The organism is Ferruginibacter sp., assembly GCF_031391665.1.
GTDB lineage: Bacteria > Bacteroidota > Bacteroidia > Chitinophagales > Chitinophagaceae > Ferruginibacter.
The window spans coordinates 1-1,521 of sequence record NZ_JANMUN010000056.1 but is presented as its reverse complement, the minus strand read 5'-3'; the positions used below and the strand labels follow the sequence as shown (position 1 = coordinate 1,521).

The 1,521-nt window shown below is 36.4% G+C and carries 1 protein-coding gene; it reads left to right on the top strand.

The genetic code is table 11. The features are described 5' to 3' along the window. Positions 1–824: 824 nt before the first annotated feature. The coding region (locus tag ACY651_RS04120) for a carboxypeptidase-like regulatory domain-containing protein (protein ID WP_462249988.1) at positions 825–1,521 on the top strand (697 nt) is incomplete at its 3' end.

Below are 1,521 nucleotides of genomic sequence, written 5' to 3'. Positions count from 1 at the left end.
CCATCCGCCTTGCTAATACCGATTTATGGGATGCAGTAACAGGATATAATAAACTGCAGGCAACTGTTACAGTAAAGTAATACGAACTAGACATTGAAAGAATGCTGTCAGCCTGAGCTTGTCGAAGGCGGGTTTACTATCGCACCGGTTTCGACAAGCTGCTAATGACACAATATGAAAGACACTTACTTTCAAATTATTAGACTGTCAGCTTGAGCTTGTCGAAAGCGGGTTTAAAGAAGCACATCGGCTTCGACAAGCTCAGCCTGACACTCTAAGGGAATCGAAGTTTTGTTATTTGCAAAGAGCGTAATTTTTTTTATGAGTGCCTCAACCTGACATTTTTTAATCGGATAGATTCAATGCCTAATTGGTATAACACACACACAAAAAATCAATCGCTCCAATATCTTAATAACTAAATGGCTGCTTACAGGCAGCTATTTTTTTTAAAACTTGCTCCGGTTTGGTAAAAGGTTCAGTATTTTTTTTATTAAAAAAAATGTTTTTGCATTGGTTTTATTTGCCGGTTTGCATTGAAAAAAATCAATAGTGTAAAATAGGAGGCTTAAATGTGGTTTGCAAACATTTTTATTTAAAACTTATGCAAACGTTTTACCTGAAAAAGCAAACGCTTGCATAGCTAAAAACCGCATCTGTACCAGCTTCGTTATTTTGTTTTAAGTAAATTAATTCTGACATTAGCGTTATCAAATTATTACCAAATAATTGTTTTGCAAAAGAAGAGATTTCAAAAAAAAAAAAATAAAAACGATTACAGGACATTTCATCTTACAATACATACAAACCAAAACTAAATTGCTATGATGCTCATTAAAAAAAATCTGTTGTTGATGTTTCTCCTTTGTATTGCTTTTGCAGTACATGCTCAGGAACGAACAGTAACCGGAACTATAACTGCAGATGGTAAGCCAGTTGCCGGAGTAAATGTATTAGTTAAAGGTGCTAAAACCGGCACTGTAACAAATGCTGATGGCAACTTCAGTATTAAAGTATCGCAATCAAATGCAGTGCTTATCTTTTCTTCCGTTGGCTATATTAGTCAGGAGGTAGTATTAAAAAAACAGTCTGCGGTTGATGTAGTTTTAGTTGCTGATAACAAGGCACTGGATGATGTAGTTGTTATTGGGTATGGTACGCAGCGTAAAAGAGATCTTACTGGCGCAGTATCATCTGTAAAAGCAAGAGATCTTGTAATTTCTTCCGGGCCAGAAATTGGTAACATGCTAAAAGGAAAAGTGGCAGGTCTTACTATCACTCAGAACAGCGCTCAACCTGGCGGCGGTTTAAATATATTGATAAGAGGAGCTGCTTCTGTAGGTAATTTAACTGGCGCAGGTAATGACCCATTATTTGTAGTAGATGGTTTTCCTATTAGTGATTTACAACAACCAGCAAGCGGGGGCAGGTATCAGGGTGGTACGCAAAGTATTTTAAATTCATTTAACCCTAACGATATTGAATCTATAGAAGTATTAAAAGATGCCAGTGCAACTTCTA